The sequence below is a fragment of the Mucilaginibacter sp. P19 genome (genome assembly GCF_050632265.1).
Taxonomy (GTDB): domain Bacteria; phylum Bacteroidota; class Bacteroidia; order Sphingobacteriales; family Sphingobacteriaceae; genus Mucilaginibacter; species Mucilaginibacter gossypii.
Genome location: NZ_CP192586.1, coordinates 3,414,515 through 3,432,322, shown reverse-complemented (window position 1 = coordinate 3,432,322; position 17,808 = coordinate 3,414,515). Strand labels below are relative to the sequence as shown.

The following is a 17,808-nucleotide window of genomic DNA, read 5'->3' as shown; positions in this document are numbered from 1 at the left end:
AATATTTTTAATTATTTAATTAAATTAGAAGAGGGTGTAGCTGATATAGTCGACTCCCGCGGGGGAAGTGCTGTTAGGGTTAATTCAAAGGGTTGGGGACTAACGGTTTGAATAGGTTTATATAGCATATCACATTTATGCCAACCATTTATGCATATGTTTGTTAAGCCAATCATGCAACACGAAACTACTAAAACACGGTACACTGATATCGAATTAAATGAATTCAAAACGTTGATCAAAGAAAAGATCGGCATGGCACGCGAAGAGCTGCAGGAACTGGTGGGTACCCTCAGCGCTTCAAATACCAACGGAGACGATGCCGCAATTGCGGGCAAGACGCTTGAAGATGGATCGGCAACTTTTGAAAAGGAACAGATCAATCAGTTGGCTGCCCGCCAGAAAAAATTTATCGAGCAGCTTGAAGCCGCGCTGATGCGTATTGAAAACAGGACTTATGGCATTTGCCGTTCTACCGGTAAACTGATACCAAGGGAACGCCTGCTTGCGGTGCCGCACACTACCCAAAGCATGGAAGCCAAACTTAAACAGGCATGAGTTCGGCATTTGTAAAAGAGGGGGAGGCCAGGCACCTTAAAGATGTTGCACCGAATATAGGCGCGCTGCTTTTTTTCTTCGGGTGGAAAACAACGGTACTATTATCCGTGATGAGAAAATCTACTTTAGTCAAAAACATGGCCGTGACGTTTTGGAAATGAGTGACGGCCTGGCTTATGCCCTTGACGATGACAATCATTGGTATATTATACTTGACCTATGAAAGGACTATTTTTTGGAGGTACCAGTGGCTTACAAATCGACAGGCCCAGGCGGGATTTTCCCCCTGAATACAGCCATTTGTCGCGGCTGGGTTATTATGCTTTGCAGGAGAACAGTATAGAGATCAACAGCTCTTTTTATAAAATCCCGCAGGCAAAAACCATAGCCCGGTGGGCAACGGAAGTAACCGAGGGGTTTCGTTTCACTTTCAAGCTGTGGCAGGGGATCACGCACCAGAAAAGTTTGTTTTTTAATGAGGAAGAGGTTACCCGTTTTATGCAGGCTATCCATTTGCCGGAAACTGAGCGGGGTTGTCTGCTTGTTCAGTTTCCGCCAAGCCTGCAGGCGGGAGCTCTTCCTCAGTTAACGGAATTGCTGGAGGCCCTTAAACCTTATTCCTGGTCCATGGCCGTCGAATTTCGTCACCCGTCCTGGTACAGGGATGAAGTTTTTGAACTTTTAAACTGGTACCAGGCAGCAATGGTACTGCAGGATATGCCCAAATCGGCCACGCCCATGGAAATCACCGCCGATGAACTGGTTTACCTGCGCTTTCATGGCCCATCTGGCAATTATAAAGGAAGTTATAGTGAAAGTTTCCTTTCTGAATATGCTTCGTACATCAATGAATGGCAGCAGGAGGGTAAAACAGTTTACGTTTACTTCAACAATACCGCCGGGGCAGCGCTGGAAAATCTCCAGTTATTGAAACAGCTTCTCACTTAATCAAAGCTCTTGGTAGCTTAAACTTGCCCTGTACGAACGCCTTATTGGATCGCCAAGCTGTATGTGTTTATTAGTGTTGTAAATACAATTAATTTTTTTATTTCTGTTTTTCAATATAAATTATTTCTTATCTTGTCGTCGTTATAGCCTAAAATTGTTACTCCATGGCAAAATTGCTGCTTTGGATGTTATAAACGTAAACAATAATCTGAATTGGTTAATTTTATCTCGCTCAATTAAATGTATTTAGTACGCTTATAATCATGTGCGTACGGAATGCCGGTAAGAATGATTTTATATTAAATGAAAAGTTTTTATGATCATACGGATGTTCAATTGACCGGGCTCTTTGAACCTGGAGATATTGATGCGTTTAAAGAAATCTACAACTGGTATTAGCTAAAGCTCGTAGGTTACTAATAAAAATAAATAAAGCGCGGGATGGTGGGTTGACCTGCATTGTTTTTTTGAACTAACATATCATCAGGATGAAAAAAGATTACTTATTGCATTATCATTTTATTGCGGCATTGCTTATGCGCAAACCAAGGATTATCCCATTAAGCCGGTATCATTTACCAATGTAAAGCTTAACGATAAGTTTTGGACCTCGCGTATTGAAACCAATCGTACGGTCACCATCCCGGCATCATTTGCCCGGTGCGAGAATACCGGCAGGGTTAAAAATTTTGAAATGGCCGCCGCCCGCAGCGGTAAGTTTTGTACTAAGTTTCCTTTTGATGATACGGATATTTATAAAACCATTGAAGGGGCATCTTACTCGATGGCCGTTCATCCTGATACAAAGTTGGATGCTTATGTCGATTCATTGATCACGATAGTAGGAAAAGCGCAGGAGCCGGACGGATATCTTTATACCGCCCGTACTATTGACCCATTGCATCCGCACGCATGGTCGGGCCCGGAGCGTTGGGTAAAAGAGAACGAGCTGAGCCACGAGCTGTATAACTCCGGACACATGTTTGAGGCCGCGGCCGCACATTACCTGGCTACCAACAAGCGCAACTTTTTAGATATTGCGCTTAAAAATGCCGATCTGCTGATTAAAACCTTCGGGCCGGGTAAAAGGCATGTAGCGCCCGGCCACGAAATTGTGGAAATGGGCCTGGTACGCCTGTACCGCATCACCGGCAAAAAAGAATATCTCGATCTTGCTAAATTTTTTATTGACGAAAGAGGGCATCGCACCTATGATAAAACCAGTACCGACGAATGGAAGAACGGGATGTACTGGCAGGATAATGAACCTGTTATAGCCCAGGAAGATGCTGAGGGCCACGCCGTAAGGGCAATGTACCTGTACTCGGGCATGGCCGATGTTGCCGCTTTAACCGGCGATAAGGAATACATTGCCGCCATTGATAAGATCTGGAACAACATGGTTGGAAAAAAATCTATGTGCAGGGCGGCATCGGAGCTGTACCGGGCGGTGAACGTTTCGGAGCCGATTATGAGCTGCCAAATACTACCGCTTATAATGAAACCTGTGCGGCAATAGGTGATGTGTTCTGGAACCAGAGGATGTTTCTGCTGCACGGCGAGTCGAAATATATTGATGTGATGGAAAAAGTTTTGTACAACGGGTTAATTTCGGGTGTTGGGCTGGATGGTAAGACATTCTTCTACACCAACGCCATGCAGGTAACCAATGGGGTTACACATCATGAACTTGAGCCCGAGCGTTCCGGCTGGTTTGAGTGCTCATGCTGCCCAACCAATATGGCGCGTTTCCTGCCCTCATTGTCAGGCTATATGTATGCCCAAAAGGATAATAATGTATTTGTAAACCTGTTTATTGCCGGCACAGCCAATATGGAGATAGGTAATAAAAAAGTGAGCATTGTTCAAAGCAATAATTACCCGTGGAATGGTGCACTGTCGTTTGCTGTGACACCGGAAACTCCAACTAATTTTGCCATGCACATCCGGATCCCGGGCTGGGCAAGGGTAGAGGCGATCCCGTCTGATCTGTATGCTTTCCAAAATAAATCAGCCGCAAAAATCAGCCTGAAACTAAACGGCAAAGCTGTTGCTTATAAAGTTGAAAATGGCTACGCTGTAATTAACAGGCAATGGAAAAAAGGTGATAACATCCAATTAAACCTGCCGATGGAAGTTAAAAAGGTTATTGCCAATAAAGCATTGGTTGATGATAAAGGTAAAACAGCCCTTCAACGCGGCCCGATTATATACTGCGCCGAGTGGAAAGATAACGGCGGAACGGTGAGCAATTTAGCAATCCCTGCAAACGCAGCTTTTAAACCTGTAACCGAACCCAACCTGTTAAATGGCATAACTGTTTTAAAAGGAGAGATCCTGAGTAAAACAAAAGGCGAAGCTGCTAAAAAGGTAGAGCTTACGGCCATCCCTTATTATTCATGGGCAAACCGTGGTAAAGGCGAAATGACCGTTTGGTTTCCCGAAGTAAATGCCGCTACCAAATAAATATTTAAAGCCTCAGTAACTCTCCAGCAAAAAAATAGGATGGTTTAGGGTAATTGCATTCAGCATTCCCGTACTTGTTTTATTATTTGCCAAAGCATTGCTAAGGCTTTTCCATTACAGGCATGATACCAGCCTGTTTAGCAAATACCCTTGATGACCCTGACTATTGGGTGATCAATAAATACGCGAAAAGTATTTATATACACTACCAGTTCAACTGAGTTAACCGGCGCAGGAATTGGCAACTCATCACAGCAAACTTCCGAAACCTATACGCCATCATTTAAGCTCCCCGGCGTAATCTGAAAACATTTATATATTTTTTTTAATTGTCAGATATTAGGCTTAAAATTAAATAATTAAAATTTACAAGTCTTAACTACCTATCCCTTAAGATTTACTGGCATATCTTTTTCTAAAAATGTAATGTTTAATAAGCAATCATGAAAAATATTAAAGTGATCATCCTTGCAATCATAACTACCTGTTTTATGGCCGGGGTTTCGGTAAATGCGCAAAGCAGCAAATTAATTACGGCTGATATTTGTGTATATGGCGGAACCTCCGCAGGCGTAATTGCTGCGTATACGGCAAAAAAGATTGGGAAAACGGTGATTTTGATAGAGCCGGGAAAGCATTTGGGTGGTATGAGTTCGGGAGGTCTTGGCTATACGGATATTGGGAACAAATATGTGGTGACAGGTTTAGCACGGGATTTTTACCGCCGTATAGGTACGCATTATGGGAAATTTGAACAATGGATATTTGAGCCAAAGGTAGCGGAGGGCATTTTTAACGATTATGTAAAAAGAGCTGGCTTTCCTGTTTTATTCCGGAACAGGCTTATAAAAGTGAAAAAGGAAGAAAATCAGCTAAAGGAAATTATAGTAGAGGACAGCTATAAGCCCTCGACTGCTACCAATAAGACTATTCGAGCTAAGGTATTTATTGATTGTACTTATGAAGGGGACCTGATGGCCCGCTCGGGTGTTTCTTATACTGTAGGAAGAGAAGCTAACAGCCAGTATGATGAAACTATAAACGGAGTGGAGTTGCTGGATAAACACCAGTTTCCGGATAATATTGATCCCTATAAAGTGCCGGGCGACGCGAAAAGCGGTTTGTTGTGGGGTATAAGTAAGGAAGTATTACAAGCAAATGGTGCAGGAGATAAAAAAGTGCAGGCATACAATTTTCGTATCACGTTAACCAATGTGCCCGAAAACCGGATCCCAATTTCAAAACCCGAAAATTATGATCCCAAAAAGTATGAGTTACTGCTGCGTTTAAAGGAGAAACAACCCTGGAAATCATGCTCCGATGTTTTTTTATAAGTAAAATGCCTAATGGCAAAACGGATATCAATAATAACGGAGGTTTCTCGACGGATATGATCGGGATGAACTGGGAATATCCGGAGGCTGATTATAATACGAGGACAAAAATTTGGAAGGAGCATGAAGATTATACCAAAGGCTTCTTTTATTTTATCGGCAATGACACCCGCATACCCGGAAATATCAGGGACGAAATGAAACAATGGGGCTACCCTAAAGATGAATATACGGATAACGGGAACTGGACACCGCAGCTTTATATCAGGGAAGCCCGCCGAATGATTGGTGAACTGGTTATGACCCAGCATCATTGCCAGGGAAAAGAACAGGTAGAAGATGGAGTAGGAATGGCCGCATATGGTATGGATTCGCATAATTGCGAAAGGCTGGTAGTGAATGGCGTGGTGAAAAATGAGGGGGATGTTCAGGTACATGGTTTTGCGCCATACGCTGTTTCGTACAGGGCAATAGTCCCAAAGCAAAAGGAAGCCGCTAATTTATTTGTCCCGGTATGCTTATCTGCAAGTCATATAGCTTACGGATCAATCAGGATGGAGCCGGTATTCATGGTATTAGGCCAATCTTCGGCTGTGGCGGCATGCCAGGCTATTGATAAAAAAATAGCAATACAGCAGGTTAATGTAAAAGAAGTACAAAGCTTGCTCAGGACAGACCCTCTTGCAGACGGAAGTATGCCCGAAGTACTGGTTGACAATGAGGACAGTCACATAACAGGCAATTGGAAAACTGAAAAATCAGGCGGTTATGGGCCAACCTATCTCACTGATAACTCAAAAGCAGAAACTGCGAAATCGGTAAGATTTATTCCGGAAAAATTAAAAAAAGGTGCTTACCATGTTTATACCTATTTCCCCAAGGTTATGAATCCGGCAGCAAAAACTTACATTACTATTTACGATGGTGAGAAGGCCACAGAAAAGATAATCAACCAGTCTGATTTGCAGGTAGAAGGCCAAACTTCAGGTGAGTGGCTTCCACTGGGGCTATATAACTTTTCAGAAGAAAATAAGGTATATGTAGAAATTTCGAATAAAAACGCAGATGGCGTAATTGTGGCTGATGCAGTGCTTTTTGTGCCTGTTAGGTAGTTTTATCGTTTTTGTGCGACGCTTAAATTATTAAATGGTCATATTAAACATAGATTTATTTTATTAGAGGTGGAGCCTTAAAGTAGCTGATAAAAAATACCGATGCTGCCTATAACCCCAATATTTTAATTTAATAACATATTTTATATTTTCATTGCTTATAACGGCTTTGATAAATTTAAACTATGTTTAACGGCCGTTGTAAACCAATTAAACAAGCATAATGCAAACAAAGCAAAGAGCTAATTACGGGGTGAAATCCCTCGTACAGCAAATTGTCGGATCAATCAGTAAGAATATTGACAAAGGTGTTTACCGGAAAAATGAAAAGCTGCTATCAATAAATACATACAGCAAGCAACACGGTGTAGCAAGGGACACCATTGAAAAGGCTTACACGATACTTAAGAGCAATGGCTATATCCGTTCGGTTTCCGGAAAGGGTTATTTTGTAGTCGGTAAGCCCGATGTGCGGATCAAGGTACTTTTGTTGTTTAATAAGTTAAGCTCTTATAAGAAAACGGTTTATGATACCATCGTACGCACCCTGGGTGATAAAGCCAGGGTCGATCTTCATATTCATCATTATAATCCCGCTTTGCTCGAGGAAAGTATAGATTCAAATTTGGGCAATTATCATTATTATGTGGTAATGCCGCATTTTTTTGATTATAGTAACGAGCAGGAATATTTAACCATTTTAAAGAAGATCCCGGTTGATCAGTTGATATTGCTGGATAAAGATTTGCCCAAATTAACCAGGCAGTCGGCTGTATTCCAGGATTTTCGCAACGATATCTACGGGGCATTAAATGTAGTCACCGATCTGATTGCCAAATACAAAAAATTAATTATCATATATCCTGTAGACCGCCACCATCCGCCCGAAATTAAAGATGGAATAATGCAGTTTTGTGAAGAGAAAAACAAAAAGTTTGAAGTAATAGACGCTTTTAAAACAGACGATCTCAAAAAAAGCACCCTTTATATTGCATTGACCGAAAATGACCTGGCCGATCTGATTAAAGGCGCCAGAGCAAGTGGATATGAATTAGGGAAAGATATAGGGATCATATCTTTTAATGAAACCGTGTTTAAAGAATTATTGGATATTACCGTTATTACCAGTGATTTTGAAGAAATGGGCAGAAAAGCAGCTGAGCTAATGTTGCAAAACAAAGCCGCGGTTATTAAAAACGCTTTTAAAATAATTATCCGAAAATCGCTATAACGATGCTCTGAGTGTAAGGTAAAAAGGCACCTCGTAACGGCCGGTAGAACCATTTTTAATAATCTCCGCGGTCATTTTTCCCATTTGTTCAAAATCTGTGGATATAGTGGTTAAGCCATTGAGGATGATTTTTTTTAACGGGGTTTCATTGTATGATATCACGCCAACATCTTTACCTATTTTTAACTCCGTAGCCAGGATCCTTTCAATCAAAACCACAAGGTCGTTTTCCATCAGGTTAATGAATACATCTCCTTCATGTATGGGTTCGCCTTGTATGTCATGAACTACTTTGTAGGTAAATGCATATTGGATACAGAAACTGAAAAAGCCTTTCAAAATCTCGCCTGGAAAATAAGTGTATTCAGGAAATATAATCTTTAGGGTGTGATACTTTCTTAATTGCGGCAGGGCTTCCTCCAGGGCCTGGAAAATGTCTTTTTCAAAATTCTCGTACACGGCAGCAAAATCGCCTTTTATCCCTGGCACTAATTTATCAAGTATGATCAGTTTCTCTTTGGGCAGGGTATTGATAATATCGTGAACGTTTTCGCCGCCGTGCATAAAGTGCGGCAGGATCACATAATGAGTATAATCGTTGCTATTATTTTGAAGTAGTTTTTTAAAAAATTCGAAGTCGTTATTGTATATATAAAAGTCGATAGCGGCTTCATGCCCAAGACCATCAACTATGGCATCATAAACCAGCTTTTTATGGGTGCTTAGTTTATTAAATATTAAAAAAACTTTAAATTGCTGCCCCGCCTCGGTGTTTTTGATGTAATACCCCTTGCCAGGTACCGAGCCAAGCAGGCCGATTGATTTCAGGTGTTTATAAGCCTTTTCGGCGGTGTCACGTGATATTTCAAAGTTGCAGTTTAACTCATTAATGGATGGCAGCGTTTCGTTAATGATTAATTTCCCTTCACGAACACTTTTGATGATCGAGTTAGCTAACTGGATGTATTTAGGGGTAGATGAATAATAATCAATATAAATGTATTCTAAAAATCGTGAAGACTTCATAACTATTGAACTGGCTACTGGCAAAAACTTAAAGTTAATCAAATTAGGTTTGATAAGACTCCCACCTTTTGCGTGTGTAAGCCGGGGAAGCTTAATAAGCAGCCAAAATAAATAAAGTGATGAATTTGTTACAATAAGAGGGCCTTCAATCAGGATGGTGCAGGACGCTGTTGGTATGAACATGCCATAACTTTATCTATTATAAACCAGGGCTCGTGTTAGCCTGCAAATAACCAGATAAATACTATCCATAATGATCAAGCTGCCTTACAAGATCTTGTTTTGCGCTATTGGCGTCTCGCTTCGGCTTATTTTGCCTGCGCCACTTTTTGCACAGGCGGTTAAAACCAGCTTTAAGTTTGACTTTGGTAATGGAAAAGCTGCAGCGGGTTATCAAAAAGTAAGTCCTGATGATATCTTTAGCGAGCTTAAAGGCTATGGATTTGATTTTGGCCAGGAAGTAAAGGCAATAACGCGCGGCGAGGGGAATAAACTTACAGATGATTATATAACCGCTGATAAGCCTTTTTATCTCTCAGTAAATGTGCCTGAGGGTAATTATAAGGTTACCTTAACGGTTGGCGACGTCAAAGGTAGTGGTGATATTACGGTACGAGCTGAATCGCGGAGGTTGATGCTGGAAAAAGTAACGACCAATAATTCGGTTAAAAAGTTAAGCTTCATCGTAAACATCCGTAAGCCGGAAATAAGTACGGGCGGTAAAGTAGCGCTTAAGCCCCGCGAGTTGGGTAAATACGATTGGGACAATAAGCTTAGTCTTGAATTTAACGGTACAAGGCCCTGTGTTGATGCGCTGGAGATAGAAAAGGTAGATGACCAGGTAACCCTTTATCTGGCCGGAAATTCAACCGTAGTTGATCAGGATGATGAGCCATGGTGTTCCTGGGGCCAAATGATCCCCCGGTTTTTCAAACCGGGTGTGGCCATTGCCGATCATGCCGAATCAGGACTTAGTTTGGGTAGTTTTTTAAATAGTCATCGTTTAGATAAAGTGCTGAGTGTAATTAAGCCGGGCGATTATCTGTTTATAGAGTTCGGCCATAACGATCAAAAAGAAAAAGGGCCGGAGGATGGCGCCTATAAATCATATACAGAACGTTTTAAGCTGTTTATCAATAAAGCTCGCCAGAAAAAAGCCATTCCGGTAATCATAACCTCTACCAGTCGCCGGGCTTTTAATGACAGCAATAAAGTGGTAAATACCCTTGGCGATTATCCCGATGCAGCCAGAAAAGTTGCTACAGAACTGCATGTGCCTTTGATTGATCTTAATGCGATGTCTGCTAAATTTTATGAGGCATTAGGTAACGAAGGGTCAAAAAAGCCTTTGTTTGGTATCCTGCAAACTCGTTCCCAAACCAGCCGAAAGATTTGGCTGATAACACGCATTTTAACAGTTATGGTGCTTATGAACTTGCAAAATGCATTATAGAAGGCATCAGGAGCAATCATTTGGGTATTGAGCAGTATATTATTGATGCGTCGCCTTTTGATTCCGCTCATCCTGATCCGGCAGAAACATTCAGCTTGCCAGCGAGTCCTAAAAACAGCACTGTAAAACCTGATGGAAATTAATTGGCGGTATGAACGTCGGAGCATATAAATTTTAATAAAAATGATAATGAGTAAAAAACTGGCTGTATTAACGCTTGTTGTTTTACAAGCAGGCATGACCGCTGTAAAAGCCCAGAAGGTAATGGAAACAGGTGGCGCCAAACCTATGCCCGCACAGTGGATTGATAGTGAAACAAGTCATAAGGTAATCCGCCTGGTGAACCGCGAAAATGACAATGGTAGTTTTTACTTCAACAATACACCTTTTGTTCCTCAAATAAAGAATGAAGGCGACCTAATGGTATTTTATGGTAAAACGGACAAGGGGGAGCAGCTATTTACGGTTAATTTAAAAACTCAGAAAATAGAGCAGTTAACAAACAGGTCGAAAGTATCCGGCGAGATGGTTTGCGCCAAAACCCGTGAAGCGTTTTACCAAAGTGCCGACAGTATATTCGCCGTAAATGTTAACACCCATAAAACAAGGTTCATTTACGCCTTTTTTCCCGACTTTAAAGGAAGGGTAGGTACTGTAAATGCCGATGGAACCTATATGGCCTCTGTTAAAGCTACCGGTGAGCAGGAGCGTGAAATACTTGCAAAATATCCCGAAAAGCATGATTTCTTTAACAGGATCTATGATGCCCATATCCAACATACCTTATACGTGCTCGATGTTAAACATAAAACATTGAAACAAATACACCAGGAAAACGAATGGACAAATCACCTGCTTTTTTCGCCTACAGATCCTGATAACCTTTCCTATTGCCATGAAGGCCCCTGGGAGAAGGTGGACCGGATCTGGAACATCAATATAAAAACCGGCGAAAACAAGCTGTTGCATAAACGTACCATGGTAAATGAAATAGCAGGCCACGAGTTTTTTCACCGCTGGGTAATACCGAGTGGTTTGATTTGCAGAAACCCAAGGGGCAAACATTTTTTCTGGCAGGCATTAATATGAAAACAGGAAAAGAAGACCGCGTTTATCAAATGGACAGGAACGAATGGTCGATCCACTTTAATGTAACTAAAGACGAGCAAACATTTGCCGGCGACGGAGGCAATTCCGGACAGGTAGCCAAAGCACCCGATGGTATGTGGATCTATTTGTTTAAGCCTAACGGCGATCATTTTAAATCAGAAAAACTGGTAAATATGAAACATCATAATTATCACCTGGAGCCTAATGTGCATTTTTCGCCCGATGAAAAATGGGTTATCTTCAGGGCCAACTTTGAAGGTCACGAAGGTGTTTACGCCGTGGAAATTGCCAAACATCAATAATTTTAAACAGATGTCATTCATTAAAAATAATATAAAAATAGCCCTTGTATTTGCACTGTTAGCAGGTACTCAAACCGCATCTGCACAAATTGGCTGGCCTGCAACCACCGAACAAACCAAACCCTGGGCCCGCTGGTGGTGGGAAGGCAGCGCTGTAAATAAAAAAGACCTTACCTGGAACATGGAAAGCTACCATAATGCCGGTTTGGGTGGATTGGAGGTAACGCCGATTTATGGAGTGAAAGGGCATGAAGATGAGTTTATTCAATACCTGTCGCCGCAATGGGTGGATATGTTAAAGTACACGCTAACCGAGGCAAAAAGGCTAAATATGGGTATTGATTTGGCCAATGCTACAGGTTGGCCTTTTGGCGGTCCCTGGGTTAGCAACGAAGATGCCAGTAAAGAACTATTTTGGAAAAATTACGATGTTAAAGGTGGCGAAAAACTGAGTGAACCTGTGGTATTCGTACAGCAGCCCCTGGTGAGGGCCGACGGCCAGGCTCCGAAGATTACAGATTTGGTTGAACCCATTAGCAGCAATAAAAACCTCCAGTTAATGGCCCTTGACCAGGTAAGGTTTGAGAAACGGATTCCTTTAACGGTTTTAATGGGTTATGATGACAAGGGGCAGGTATTGAACCTTACCGATAAAGTTGATGCAGCCGGCAAACTTAACTGGACAGCACCCGCCGGCGAATGGAAGCTGTACGCACTTTTCCAGGGTTGGCATGGTAAGATGGTTGAGCGTGCGGCTCCCGGAGGTGAGGGTTATGTTATCGATCATTTTTCCAAGCCGGCACTTAATCATTACCTTGCCCGGTTTGATCAGGCATTTAAAGGGCAGGATTTAAGCGGGATCAGGGCATATTTTAATGACTCGTACGAAGTGGATGATGCCCGCGGGCAATCGAACTTTACCCCGCTGTTTTTTGACGAATTTATTAAACGCCGCGGGTACGATCTGCGCGATCACTTGCCGGCTTTATTAGGTAATGATAATAAGGAAAATAATAGCCGCATACTATGCGACTATCGCCAAACCATATCCGACCTGTTGCTTGATGATTTTACCAAACCATGGCATGACTGGGCCAAAACCAGGGGCGCTTTAATCCGCAATCAATCACACGGTTCCCCATCAAATATACTGGATCTGTATGCTGCTATTGATATTCCCGAAACAGAGGGCGATGATGTGTTGCGGTTTAAATTTGCCACATCGGCAGCACATGTAATGGGAAAACCTCTTGCATCGTCCGAGTCGGCAACATGGCTTAATGATCATTTTCTATCGTCGCTGGGAGATGTGAAACAGGCTATCGATAAATATTTTGTAGGAGGCGTAAACCATATTTTCTATCACGGCATCAGTTACTCGCCTCAAAATGCCCAATGGCCGGGATGGTTATTTTATGCTGCAGTTCACTTTAATCAAACTAACCCGTTCTGGAATGATTTCTCAACTTTAAATCAATACATAACTAATTGTCAGTCGTTTTTGCAGCAAGGAAAGCCCAATAATGATATATTGGTTTATTACCCGTTATTTGATAGCTTTTCCGAGCCGGGGGATAGGGGCTTGCTTAAGCATTATGATGCCATGAAACCCGATTTTAAGGGGACAGGCTTTGAATCCTCTGCCGAAGAAATGCTTAAAAAGGGCTACACGTTTGATTTTATATCAGATAAGCAAATAATGGATTTACAAACCTCCGGTAGTCATTTGCTTACCGGCGGTCTTAATTATAAGACTATCCTTTTGCCTGATAATAAATATATCCCGCTCGAAACCTTTAATAAAATGGTGGATCTGGCAAAGACCGGGGCAACAATTGTGGTGTATAAAAATCTTCCATCGGGTGTTCCGGGATATTCCGGGTTGCAGGAACGCGAAAAAGCATTTAAAACACTGCTTGCCGGGCTTAATTTTACTGCTGAAAATAATGGTGTTAAAATTGCCAAAGTTGGCAAAGGCCGTTTTTTAATAGCAGATGATATTGCTCCGTTGCTGGACGCGGCGGGAATAAACAGGGAACAAATGACCGATAAAGGGCTGCAATTTGTACGCCGTACTTATGAAAATGGCAACAGCTACTTTATAACAAATAGCGGCGGTAACCAGGTTAATGGTTGGGTTGATCTATCTGTTAGTGCTGCATCAGTAGTAGTATTTGATCCGATGACAAAAAACTACGGACTCGCAAAAAGCCGGAAGCAGGCCGATGGTAAAACCGGCGTTTATCTGCAATTATCGCCGGGGCAAAGCTGTATTTTACAAACCCTGCCTGTAAAAACTCAAATAGCAGCGTATCTCTATTATCAGGTTGCAGGTAACAAGGTGCCTGTTAACGGTACGTGGACACTGAGCTTTACCGAAGGTGGTCCGACATTACCTCAGCCAATAAAAACCGCAGCGCTCAAATCATGGACAGATTTAGGTGGTGATGACCTTAAAGCTTTTTCCGGAACAGGTAGTTATAATATCATCTTTAAAAAGCCGGTACAAAATGCCGCTGTTTGGAAGCTTGACCTGGGAAAAGTTAATGAAAGTGCCGAGGTTTATTTAAATGGTAGAAAACTGGCAACACTTATTGGTCCGCAGTATGTGGTTACTATACCTTCAGCACAGTTAAGGACAGTTAATCAGTTGCAAGTGAGGGTAGCTAACCTCATGGTTAACCGGATCATTGATATGGATAAGAAGCATATGCCTTACCGGATATTTTATAATACCAATTTTCAATCACATAGTCCTGGTTCTAAAGGGCCTGATGGGCTTTTTACCACGATAAACTGGGAACCAAAGCCTTCCGGTTTGATTGGGCCGGTAACACTTGAACCGGTTAAGCCGTTGTTTGTTAGGTAATTATTTAAGGGTTAATTTCAAAAAGGTGGTCATGTTGGCTACCTTTTTTTGTGTTTTTGATGTATCGGAGCAGGATACTACAGGATGGTATTATTGAAATTAACTTTTATGTTCGTTTATACAATTATAACCCAAACTGTACCAAACAGTAAACCCCTTAATTTGATTTTATGAAAAGAATTTTTATTTATTCTTGTAAAATGCTATTGCTGTTGCTGCTCTTTAATGTGGCAGGGGCAAACAGTGCGTTGGCACAAAAGCTTAGCATTACGGGTACTATTACAGATAGTAAGCACCAGCCGGTTTCGGCTGCTTCCGTGCAAATAAAAGGCACGAAATCAGGTACCACGTCTGATATTGACGGAAAATACTCCATTAAGGCTTCCGCAGGGCAGGTTTTAATATTTAAATCAATCGGTTTTGATGCTAAAGAAGTTACCGTAGGCACAAACAATACCATCAATGTTAGTTTAACGGAAACTGAATCGCAATTGAACGAAGTGGTAGTAATCGGCTACGGCGCTCAAAAACGGGCTAATGTTACCGGATCTCAGGCTACCTTCAAGGCCGATAACCTGAACGAGCGGGCTATAACCCGTGTTGACCAGGCCTTGGTAGGCCAAATGGCAGGTGTAACTGTTAAGCAAACAACGGGTGTGCCGGGTAAAGCATTTAGTGTTAACGTGCGCGGCAGCGGCTCCATAAGTGCCGGTAATGAGCCTTTGTATGTAATAGATGGCTTTCCTTTGTCTGTATCGGCAATAGGCAGCGGTGGTAGCTTTGGCTCAGGAAATCCGCTTGATAATATCAACCCAAATGATATTGAAGATATCCAGGTTTTAAAGGATGCAGCAGCGGCGGCTATCTACGGCTCAAGGGCGTCAAACGGCGTTGTATTGATCACCACTAAAAAAGGAAAATCGGGCAAGGCTAAAATTAGCTATAGTGCTTACTACGGTTACAATGCTGCCGCCAAATATTTGCCCATGCTTAACGGCGACCAATGGATTGACAGGGCTACCGAAATGATCAATGCTGCCTATGTGCTCAAATATGGCGCAAAAGGAGCAACTGCCAGTGACGATAATGCAACACGCCAGGCGATGAATGGCGGTGCCTTTAGCTCAGCCTATATGCTCGATCCTAGATGGGCCATGCCGGGCCATCCCGGGCTGCAGTATATAGACTGGCAGAAAGCGATTGAGCAGAAAGGAGCTATGCAAAACCAGGCATTGAGCGCAAGCGGTGGCAATGAATTTGTAAATTATTTTATTTCGGGCAACTACGCCAACCAGGATGGTTTTGTGAAAGGCCTGGGTTATAAAGCCTACTCGGCCAGGGCCAATGTGGAAGCTCGTATTGCCAAAAACCTGAAATTAGGTTTAAACATTGCACCCACTTATTCAATTTCGCAGGACCCTGGTGTAGAAGGGAAAGACAATATTTTTCACCAGGCCATAAGCTATAGTCCTATTCAGGAAGATACGGTAGGTTTATATCCCAACGCGTTTAAGAACGGACAATACACCTGGGGTAATTCACCAAACAGCCCCATAGCTAAATTGGAGAACAAGGTAGGGCAAACCAAAAAATACCGCACACTGGGCAGCATATTTGCCGAATACGAAATTATAAAAGGGTTGACGTTAAGAAGCTCATTGAATCTTGATAATGTTGACAATGCCACTAATAGCTACACACCGTATACCATAGCCGGTAATCTTGCTTCCAGAACGTTTGATGCTGCTAAAAATCCTAATTTAACAGCTAATACTTCAGGATCATACAGCACCTTTAAAAGGCAAACCTTTGTTAATGAAAACACGCTGACTTATAATACCACTATTCACGCAAATCACAGTCTGAGTATATTGTTAGGCCAGTCTTACAATACCGATCGTTTAGATCAGTCTTCATTATCATCAGTTGGCGGTTATACCAGCAGCGTTATCCAAACTTTAAATGCTGCCGCAGCGGTAACAGGCAGTACCTCCAGCACCAAAAGTGTGTTGGTATCCTACTTTAGCCGCGCGCAATATGCATATAAGAACAAGTATCTGTTATCCGCAAGCTTGCGTGAAGACGGTTCCTCAAGATTTGGCGGCAATACCAAATACGGTATTTTCCCCTCAGCATCTGTAGGCTGGCGTATCATACAGGAAGATTTTATGAAAAGACTGTCTGCGGTAAGCGACTTGAAACTACGCTTTAGTTATGGCGTAAATGGTAATAACAGCATTGCCGATTATGGAAGTATTTCGCAAATAGGTTCATATGGATATGTTTTGGGTTCACCTCAGGCTTTAGCCATCGGGCAGGCACCAAGTAACTTACCAAACCCAGATATCAAATGGGAAAAATCACAAACTTATGATGTGGGCCTCGACTTCGGGTTTTTCAGCAATCGTTTAACCGGTTCATTTGATTACTATAACAAACTAAATACCGACTTGTTGCTGAATGTACCTATCCTGCAATCTACCGGTTTCAGCAGCCAGCTGCGCAATGCAGGTTCAGTGCGTAACATTGGTCAGGAGCTGGAATTGACAAGTCGTAATTTGGTTGGCAAAGTTCAATGGAGCACATCAATTAATATCAGTCATTACAAAAATAAAATCGTAAGCCTTTACGGTAATCAGAAACAAATTATTATTCCAAACTCCTTTGATGTTTCAGACGCTATTTTGCGCGTAGGCCAGCCAATAAACAGTATCTATGTAGTAAGGCAGATAGGTTTCCTTACACAGGCCGATATTGATAACCACGTGGCAACCTACGGCACGGGTGAAACCGTTGGTGACCCGAAATATCAGGACCTGAACGGCGATGGTGTGATAACCGAAGCCGATAAACAAATTGTTGGCCACCCCAGCCCTAATTACACCTGGGGTATTACCAATACCGTGCGCTGGAAAGGTTTCGACTTTACTGTTTTAGTTCAGGGCCAAAATGGCGGATCTGTTTATTCACTGCTGGGCAGGGCTATAACTCGTACCGGCCAGGGCTTTACCGATAATGCTCCTGCGTTTTATGATAACCGCTGGAGATCGCCCGAAAATCAGGGAGCGGGTAGGGTTAGTAAAGCTTACTCTACATTCGGTTTCGTAGCCAATACCGATTGGTTATACTCTTCAGATTATGTGAGGGTTAGAAATATCACATTAGGGTACGATCTTAAAAATATCTTTAAAACCAAAGTTTTAGGAGCAGCTCGCTTGTATGTTACGGCCGAAAACTTCTTCGGGCATGACAAATATTATGGAGGTTTCAACCCGGAGGCGCAAAACACAGCCATCAGTTCGGACAGTAACTATCCCGAAGCAGGGGATTACGGAGGCTTGCCGCTGGCTAAATCATTGATTTTCGGCTTAAATGTTACTTTTTAATTATTTCAACCAA

The 17,808-nt window shown here is 42.3% G+C and carries 13 protein-coding genes and 1 pseudogene; 13 read left to right on the top strand and 1 reads right to left on the bottom strand.

All coding sequences use genetic code 11. The features are described from left to right. Positions 1–174 precede the first annotated feature (174 nt). From ACQ86K_RS16630 to ACQ86K_RS16595, 8 genes and pseudogenes are all read left to right on the top strand, one after another. Positions 175–558, top strand: a complete 384-nt coding sequence (locus ACQ86K_RS16630; protein ID WP_431198356.1) for a TraR/DksA family transcriptional regulator — start codon at positions 175–177, stop codon at positions 556–558. Between the two features lie 82 nt (positions 559–640). Further along, positions 641–781, top strand: coding sequence for a hypothetical protein (locus ACQ86K_RS16625; RefSeq protein WP_431198355.1), 141 nt, complete (start codon positions 641–643; stop codon positions 779–781). Continuing rightward, positions 778–1,506 carry a DUF72 domain-containing protein gene (locus tag ACQ86K_RS16620; RefSeq protein ID WP_431198354.1) on the top strand — a complete coding sequence of 243 codons (729 nt, stop codon included), beginning with the start codon at positions 778–780 and terminating at the stop codon, positions 1,504–1,506. Before ACQ86K_RS16625 ends, ACQ86K_RS16620 begins: the two co-directional genes overlap by 4 nt. Positions 1,507–1,960: 454 nt before the next feature. After that, positions 1,961–3,213: pseudogene (locus ACQ86K_RS16615) on the top strand (glycoside hydrolase family 127 protein); the annotation flags it as partial. A gap of 33 nt (positions 3,214–3,246) precedes the next feature. Then, positions 3,247–3,972, top strand: coding sequence for a hypothetical protein (locus ACQ86K_RS16610; protein WP_431200872.1), 726 nt, complete (start codon positions 3,247–3,249; stop codon positions 3,970–3,972). Positions 3,973–4,415: 443 nt separating this feature from the next. Beyond that, a complete protein-coding gene (locus ACQ86K_RS16605; protein ID WP_431198353.1) occupies positions 4,416–5,306 on the top strand; it encodes an FAD-dependent oxidoreductase in 891 nt (296 codons plus the stop codon). Positions 5,307–5,311: 5 nt separating this feature from the next. Next, the gene (locus ACQ86K_RS16600; protein ID WP_431198352.1) at positions 5,312–6,418 is read left to right on the top strand and encodes an FAD-dependent oxidoreductase; all 1,107 of its coding nucleotides are present in this window, start codon (positions 5,312–5,314) and stop codon (positions 6,416–6,418) included. 223 nt (positions 6,419–6,641) lie between these two features. After that, on the top strand, positions 6,642–7,649 hold the full coding sequence (locus tag ACQ86K_RS16595) for a GntR family transcriptional regulator (RefSeq protein ID WP_091176206.1): 1,008 nt from the start codon (positions 6,642–6,644) through the stop codon (positions 7,647–7,649). Here the strand turns inward: ACQ86K_RS16595 and ACQ86K_RS16590 are convergent. After that, positions 7,644–8,675 carry a GntR family transcriptional regulator gene (locus tag ACQ86K_RS16590; protein ID WP_091176226.1) on the bottom strand — a complete coding sequence of 344 codons (1,032 nt, stop codon included), beginning with the start codon at positions 8,673–8,675 and terminating at the stop codon, positions 7,644–7,646. The genes ACQ86K_RS16595 and ACQ86K_RS16590 overlap by 6 nt on opposite strands. A gap of 253 nt (positions 8,676–8,928) precedes the next feature. Here ACQ86K_RS16590 and ACQ86K_RS16585 point away from each other — a divergent pair, with 253 nt between their 5' ends. From ACQ86K_RS16585 to ACQ86K_RS16565, 5 genes are all read left to right on the top strand, one after another. Further along, positions 8,929–10,128: a rhamnogalacturonan acetylesterase gene (locus ACQ86K_RS16585; RefSeq protein ID WP_431198351.1), complete on the top strand. Its 1,200-nt coding sequence runs from the start codon at positions 8,929–8,931 to the stop codon at positions 10,126–10,128. 189 nt (positions 10,129–10,317) lie between these two features. Then, on the top strand, positions 10,318–11,217 hold the full coding sequence (locus ACQ86K_RS16580; RefSeq protein WP_431198350.1) for an oligogalacturonate lyase family protein: 900 nt from the start codon (positions 10,318–10,320) through the stop codon (positions 11,215–11,217). Then, positions 11,214–11,540, top strand: a complete 327-nt coding sequence (locus ACQ86K_RS16575) for a hypothetical protein (protein WP_431198349.1) — start codon at positions 11,214–11,216, stop codon at positions 11,538–11,540. Before ACQ86K_RS16580 ends, ACQ86K_RS16575 begins: the two co-directional genes overlap by 4 nt. A 10-nt stretch (positions 11,541–11,550) precedes the next feature. Further along, entirely contained in the window at positions 11,551–14,409 is a 2,859-nt protein-coding gene (locus ACQ86K_RS16570; RefSeq protein WP_091176228.1) for a glycosyl hydrolase, read from the top strand. 170 nt (positions 14,410–14,579) lie between these two features. Next, the gene (locus tag ACQ86K_RS16565) at positions 14,580–17,795 is read left to right on the top strand and encodes a SusC/RagA family TonB-linked outer membrane protein (protein ID WP_091176213.1); all 3,216 of its coding nucleotides are present in this window, start codon (positions 14,580–14,582) and stop codon (positions 17,793–17,795) included. Positions 17,796–17,808: the final 13 nt, after the last annotated feature.

Bases quoted from the DNA above. Each gene is read 5' to 3' on its own strand.
- ACQ86K_RS16630 (WP_431198356.1), top strand. From the start codon at position 175: ATGCAACACGAAACTACTAAAACACGGTACACTGATATCGAATTAAAT.
- ACQ86K_RS16620 (WP_431198354.1), top strand. From the start codon at position 778: ATGAAAGGACTATTTTTTGGAGGTACCAGTGGCTTACAAATCGACAGG.
- ACQ86K_RS16610 (WP_431200872.1), top strand. From the start codon at position 3,247: ATGGCGCGTTTCCTGCCCTCATTGTCAGGCTATATGTATGCCCAAAAG.
- ACQ86K_RS16605 (WP_431198353.1), top strand. From the start codon at position 4,416: ATGAAAAATATTAAAGTGATCATCCTTGCAATCATAACTACCTGTTTT.
- ACQ86K_RS16600 (WP_431198352.1), top strand. From the start codon at position 5,312: ATGCCTAATGGCAAAACGGATATCAATAATAACGGAGGTTTCTCGACG.
- ACQ86K_RS16595 (WP_091176206.1), top strand. From the start codon at position 6,642: ATGCAAACAAAGCAAAGAGCTAATTACGGGGTGAAATCCCTCGTACAG.
- ACQ86K_RS16590 (WP_091176226.1), bottom strand. From the start codon at position 8,675: ATGAAGTCTTCACGATTTTTAGAATACATTTATATTGATTATTATTCA.
- ACQ86K_RS16585 (WP_431198351.1), top strand. From the start codon at position 8,929: ATGATCAAGCTGCCTTACAAGATCTTGTTTTGCGCTATTGGCGTCTCG.
- ACQ86K_RS16580 (WP_431198350.1), top strand. From the start codon at position 10,318: ATGAGTAAAAAACTGGCTGTATTAACGCTTGTTGTTTTACAAGCAGGC.
- ACQ86K_RS16575 (WP_431198349.1), top strand. From the start codon at position 11,214: ATGAAAACAGGAAAAGAAGACCGCGTTTATCAAATGGACAGGAACGAA.
- ACQ86K_RS16570 (WP_091176228.1), top strand. From the start codon at position 11,551: ATGTCATTCATTAAAAATAATATAAAAATAGCCCTTGTATTTGCACTG.
- ACQ86K_RS16565 (WP_091176213.1), top strand. From the start codon at position 14,580: ATGAAAAGAATTTTTATTTATTCTTGTAAAATGCTATTGCTGTTGCTG.